Below are 5,208 nucleotides of genomic sequence, written 5' to 3'. Positions count from 1 at the left end.
GGCCAGGAGGGACACAAGCTACAGGAGGTCCGCCGGTGACCGACCTCACCCCCGCTGTCGCGGTCTCGGAGAAGCCGGCTGCCCCACCGTCACCGCCGACAGCACCGTCGCCGCCGGCCCGCCGGCTCACCCCGCCGCGCTGGCGGGACTCCCGTCTGCTGGTGGGCGTCCTGCTGGTACTGGTGTCGGTCGTGGTGGGCGCCCGCCTGTTCGCGACCGCCGATGGCAGCCAGGACTGGGTGGTGGCGGCCGCGGACCTCCCGGCCGGGCATGTCGTGGCCGCCGCCGATCTCACCACGGCCTCGGCCTACCTGCGCTCGGCGACCGCGAGCCGTTACTTCCCGGGTGGGCGCCGGTCGGAGCTGGTGGGGACGATGCTCGCCCGTCCGGTGTCCGCCGGGGAGCTGCTCAGCGGCGCTGACTTCGTGCGTGACGACGTACGCCCGACTCGGCTGGTCTCGATCGTCGTCAAGGACGGCAGAGCCCCCGCGCTCACCCCGGGCGATCACGTGGACGTCTTCGTCCTACAACGGTCGGGCCCGGCGGGTGCCGGTGCCGCCACCGGCGCCGCCACCGGCGCGGGCACCGGCGCTGGCACACCGGGCACGGCGGGCGCGGGCGCGGCGCAGGCCGCCGGCCAGGTGCCGGTGGTGCAGACCGGCAGCGCCGGCACGGAGGTGCTGGTGCTGCACGATGTCGAGTTCGTCGCGCGGACGACGCTGGCGGCGGGCTCGTACGCGCTGACGCTGCGGGTGCCGGTGGAGCTCGCCATCAACGTGGTGGCGGCGTCCCAGAGTGAACGGGTGGACGTCGTCAAGCTTGAGCGCGGTTCCCGGGGTGAGGTCGGCGGGCCGGGTCCGAGCGCTGTGCCGGGGTTCGGGCAATGAGCCTGCCGATCCTGACCGCGGTGACCAACTCGGTCGTCGAGTCCGGGCTTGTCACGGCGTTCGACCGCCGTGATCTCGGGGTGACGGTGGTCCGCCGGTGTGTCGACCTGCCCGATCTGCTCGCGGCGGCGACGACGGGCGCGGCGCGGGCCGCGCTGCTCTCGGCGGACCTGCGCCGCCTGGACCGGGACGCGCTGACCCGGCTGGCCGTGGCCGGGGTCGCGGCGGTCGGCCTGATCACCCCCGGGGACGAGGACGGCGAGCGCCGGCTGCGCCAGCTCGGTGTCGCGGCGGTGATCACGACCGACGCGACGGCCGAGATCGTGGCGTCGGCGGTGGTGGAAGCGGTCCGGGCGCTCACCGGCACCGATCATGTCGCCGGCCTGCTGCCCGCCGCGTACAGCAGACCGGCGCCCGGTTTCGCGACGTTGACGCCGGTGGCCGACCAGCCGCCGCCCGATGCTCTCGCCGAGCCCGGCGACGGCCGGGTGATCGCCGTGTGGGGCCCGACCGGCGCCCCGGGCCGCACCACCGTGGCCCTGGGGGTGGCGGCGGAGCTCGCCGCCATGGGCATGCCGACGCTGCTCGTCGACGCCGACGTCTACGGCGGGGCGATCGGGCAGCTGGTGGGGCTGCTGGAGGAGGCGCCCGGCCTGGCCGCCGCCGCCCGGGCGGCCAACCAGGGGGTTCTCGACGTCCCCCGGCTGGCGCTGCTGTGCCGGGATCTGGGTGGGGGGCTGCGCATCCTGCCGGGTATCGCCCGTCCGTCGCGGTGGCCGGAGCTGCGTCCGGCCTCGGTGGAGGTCGTGCTCGCGCTGGCGCGGCGGCTGGCGAGCTTCGTCGTCGTCGACTGCGGTTTCTGCCTGGAGATGGACGAGGAGCTGTCGTTCGACACGTCCGCGCCGCGGCGCAACGGCGTGACCCAGGTGGTGCTCGCCGCGGCCGACAGCATCCTGGCCGTGGCAAGCGCGGAGCCGGTCGGGCTGGTGCGTTTCGTGCGTGGGCTGACGGACCTGCGCGAGGCCGTGCCCGGTGCGGATCCGTGGGTCGTGGTGAACCGGCTGCGCGCCTCGGCGGTCGGGAAGGACGCCCGCCGGGAGGTCGCCAGGGCGATGGTGCGCCATGTCGGTATGGAGCCGGTGGCCGCGATACCGCTCGACGTCGCGGCGATGGACAGCGCGCAGGCCGCCGGCCAGCTGTTGCGGGATGTGGCCCCGACGTCGCCGGCCAGGCTGGCGATCAGCGAGCTGGCCGCGCGGGTGGCGGGGCGTCCGGTGCGGGGCCGCCGCCGGCGCTCGCCCGTTCACCGTTGACGGCTCGCGGGCGCGGGCCGCGCCGGGCTTCGGCCCGGGGGCGGGGGGAGCGGCTGCCCTGACGGCCCGCGGGCGCGGGCCGCGCCGGAGCGTGCCCGACGGATGTTCGACCGCGCGGGCGGCGCCTGGACGGCCGGCACCTGTCAGCACGCCGTGCATCGTGCACGGAATGTGATCATATAAGGACGATTTGTAGTGATCTGTGCGTACGAGCCGTGCGGGCGGCTGGGGCCGGCCGCACGGACGAGGCTGCGCGGGCCGCGGGCCGACGGGTCGCGCCCGGCTTCGGACGCTTTTTGATCTAGTATGACTTGTCCCGCTAATTTTATACGAAGAGTAACCGATCCGGGCGACCTTCCTCTGCCGGGAATGCCGTTTTTACAAGCAAATCTTCCTCTAACCAGCCAGCGGAACGGTTACGGACTGCGGTTCCGGGGCAGCCTGTCTGAGTGACTGATCGTAGAGAAAAGATAGCTGTTAGCAATCATCATGCTGTTCGCAGCGTGGCGCCGGTGCCGCTCGGGTGGATTTCACTTCTGGCGAGGGGAGAGATCTTACGGGAAGTAACCATGGTGACGATCAGATGACTAATTGCATTAATCAAATGTAGCTATCCTTTTCGGGTAACGTTCAGTTAGTGTGAGCACCTGCGTCACCGCAGTGGTGGGGCAGTGGTGGGAGCGATAAATGATCACCAAGTGCTCTGTTGAGGTGGACGGGGGGTGTATCGGATGAGTCGGGAGTACGCGAAGGCCGTGGGAGCTCGTCTCCGGGCCATACGGATCCAGCAGGGGTTGTCCCTGCAAGGTGTGGAGCAGAAGTCACGCGGGCGCTGGAAGACCGCGGCGGTTGGCTCCTACGAGCGTGGCGACCGGATGATCAGCGTTCACCAGCTCTCGGAACTCGCCGCGTTCTACGGCGTTCCGGTCTCGGCGCTGCTGCCGGAGGAGGAGGCGCTACCTCCTCGCGAGCACCGGCACCGCACCGTCCTCAACCTGAAGAAACTCGCTGAGGCGCCACCGGACTCGTCCGCGCTGGTGCGCCGGTGGGTGGCGCAGATACAGCGCCAGCGGGACGACTACGCCGGACAGGTCCTCTCCATCCGGGACGGCGACCTGAGGGCGTTGGCCCTTCTGCACGACACCACTCCGCAGGAGTTCTCCGAACGGCTGCGGGGGTGGGGCGTGCTGGAGACGAATTTCGGCGAGGAGGAGGTTCCCGAGTAGGGCGTTGCCGCGCCGGCCGCCCTGACTCCGCCCTGACTCCGCCCTGGACGGTGCCGGTCGTCCCCTGGGGACGGTGCCGGTCGGCTCCAGGACGGTGTCGGTTCCTGGGCAGCGTTGGTTCCTGGCGTGCCGCATGCTGGGAAGGCGCGGTGGCCAGCCACGAGAACGTGCGCGGCGGGCCAGAGGTGTGTACCGCTGCCGCCGGCATGGTCCCTGTCGCTGGCGGCGGGGGCATGTACCGGGGGGTTGTGACGCACAGCAGGTTGTGACGCGCAGCAGGAGGTGGCTGATGGCTGGCAGCAGGGTTCCCCGCCGCGGACTGGTACTGGGCGCCGGGGGGGTGCTCGGGTCGGCGTGGATGATCGGTGCCCTGAGCGCCTACGAGGAAGCGGCCGGCGTCGACGTCCGCGACATGGACATGACCGTCGGTACCTCGGCCGGAGCGGTGCTGGCGGCTCTGATCGGCCTTGGCACGAGCGTCGAAACAATGGTCAACTCCGAATACGGCGAGCCGTTGTTCGGCGATCCGGTCCTCGACTACACCCGCCTCGGTTCGGCTCTCCCGCCGCGGCCGCGGATGCGCATCGGCTCGCGTCGGCTGCTCGCCACCTCGGCCCTGCACCCACGCCGGGTGACCCCGCTGGTGGCCCTGGTCTCCCTGCTCCCGCAGGGCCGCGGGACGCTGGCCGCCGTCGGCGACCTGGTGTCCTCCGTGGGCGCCACCGTGACCACCTGGCCGACTCCCGCGCCGTTGTGGATCGTCGCGATGGACTACGACACCGGGACACGGGTCGTGTTCGGCTCGCCGGACGCGCCCCGGGCGTCGATCGCCGAGGCCGTGATGGCGTCGTGCGCGATCCCGTCATGGTACGCGCCCGTCGTTATCGACGGGCAGCCCTATGTGGACGGTGGGACGCGGTCGCCAACATCGGTGGACCTGCTCGTCGACGCCGGTCTCGACGAGGTCGTGGTGCTCGCGCCCGCCTGCTCGTTAGGCTTCGACCAGCCCCGGGGCGCGCTGGCCCGGCTCGAACGCCAGATGCGGCGGCTGGCGACCAGGGTGCTGATCCGGGAGACCGAACTGCTGCGGGCCACCGGGACGAAGGTCACGGTGATCTGCCCGGGGCCGGAGGATCTGGAGATCATCGGCGGTAACGTCATGGATCTCAGCCGCCGGCAGGAGGTTTTCCAGACCTCGCTGCGGACGAGCGCGGCGGCGCTGGCGGAGGCCGGCATCGGGACGCCGTCCACGGGCACGCCGTCCACGGCCTCACCAACGGCATCCGTGCCCACGGCCTCGTCCGGCGCCGACGGCCGTCTGGCGGCCGCTGGCTGACCCGTCCGGCCCTCGTGCGTCGGCCGTCCTGGCGGCTGGCTCCGTGTGCCCAGCGTGCGGGCCGTCGAGCGCCGCACGGCACACTGGCAGCGTGCGTGTCTACCTGCCGTCGACGCTGTCGGCCGCCCGGCGTGTCCTCGCGGACCGGGCGGTCCCGGCGGGGCTCGGCTTCGCGGTCACCCCCGCCGTCCGGGAGTGGTATGCCCACTCCGACATCGAGGAGATGGAGTACGCGCTCCTGCTCGACGCGGCCCGCGCCAGCCTGCGGCTGCTCGACGTCGACCCGGGCGCGCCCCGCCGGCGGGTGGTCCTCGCAGTGGACGTGGACGACTCCGGCCTGCGGATCCGCAACGACCTCGACCGGGGCGTCGTCGAGATCGGCGGCCCGGTGCCCCTGGCCGCCGTCGCCGCCGTCCACGTGGACGCCGTCGACGCCGTCGCCGCCG

Annotated in this window: 5 protein-coding genes; all 5 read left to right on the top strand. The window is 72.4% G+C overall.

Going from position 1 to position 5,208, the window contains the following annotated elements:
• Positions 1 to 35: 35 nt before the first annotated feature.
• Entirely contained in the window at positions 36 to 887 is an 852-nt protein-coding gene (locus AC5LSR_RS15875) for an SAF domain-containing protein (protein ID WP_250290262.1), read from the top strand.
• Positions 884 to 2,200, top strand: a complete 1,317-nt coding sequence (locus AC5LSR_RS15870) for a CpaE/TadZ family protein (protein ID WP_493465266.1) — start codon at positions 884 to 886, stop codon at positions 2,198 to 2,200. The genes AC5LSR_RS15875 and AC5LSR_RS15870 overlap by 4 nt, the downstream gene beginning before the upstream one ends.
• Before the next feature lie 731 nt (positions 2,201 to 2,931).
• The gene (locus AC5LSR_RS15865) at positions 2,932 to 3,426 is read left to right on the top strand and encodes a transcriptional regulator (RefSeq protein WP_250287418.1); all 495 of its coding nucleotides are present in this window, start codon (positions 2,932 to 2,934) and stop codon (positions 3,424 to 3,426) included.
• A 289-nt stretch (positions 3,427 to 3,715) separates the two neighbouring features.
• On the top strand, positions 3,716 to 4,762 hold the full coding sequence (locus tag AC5LSR_RS15860) for a patatin-like phospholipase family protein (RefSeq protein ID WP_250287416.1): 1,047 nt from the start codon (positions 3,716 to 3,718) through the stop codon (positions 4,760 to 4,762).
• 91 nt (positions 4,763 to 4,853) lie between these two features.
• The coding region (locus AC5LSR_RS15855; protein WP_493468628.1) for a DUF6912 family protein at positions 4,854 to 5,208 on the top strand (355 nt) is incomplete at its 3' end.

The sequence above is a fragment of the Protofrankia sp. CiP1_Cm_nod4 genome (assembly GCF_982290645.1).
The sequence above is the reverse complement of the archived record's forward strand: the minus strand, read 5'-3'. Positions and strand labels throughout refer to the sequence as shown.

Bases quoted from the DNA above. Each gene is read 5' to 3' on its own strand.
- AC5LSR_RS15860 (WP_250287416.1), top strand. From the start codon at position 3,716: ATGGCTGGCAGCAGGGTTCCCCGCCGCGGACTGGTACTGGGCGCCGGG.
- AC5LSR_RS15870 (WP_493465266.1), top strand. From the start codon at position 884: ATGAGCCTGCCGATCCTGACCGCGGTGACCAACTCGGTCGTCGAGTCC.
- AC5LSR_RS15865 (WP_250287418.1), top strand. From the start codon at position 2,932: ATGAGTCGGGAGTACGCGAAGGCCGTGGGAGCTCGTCTCCGGGCCATA.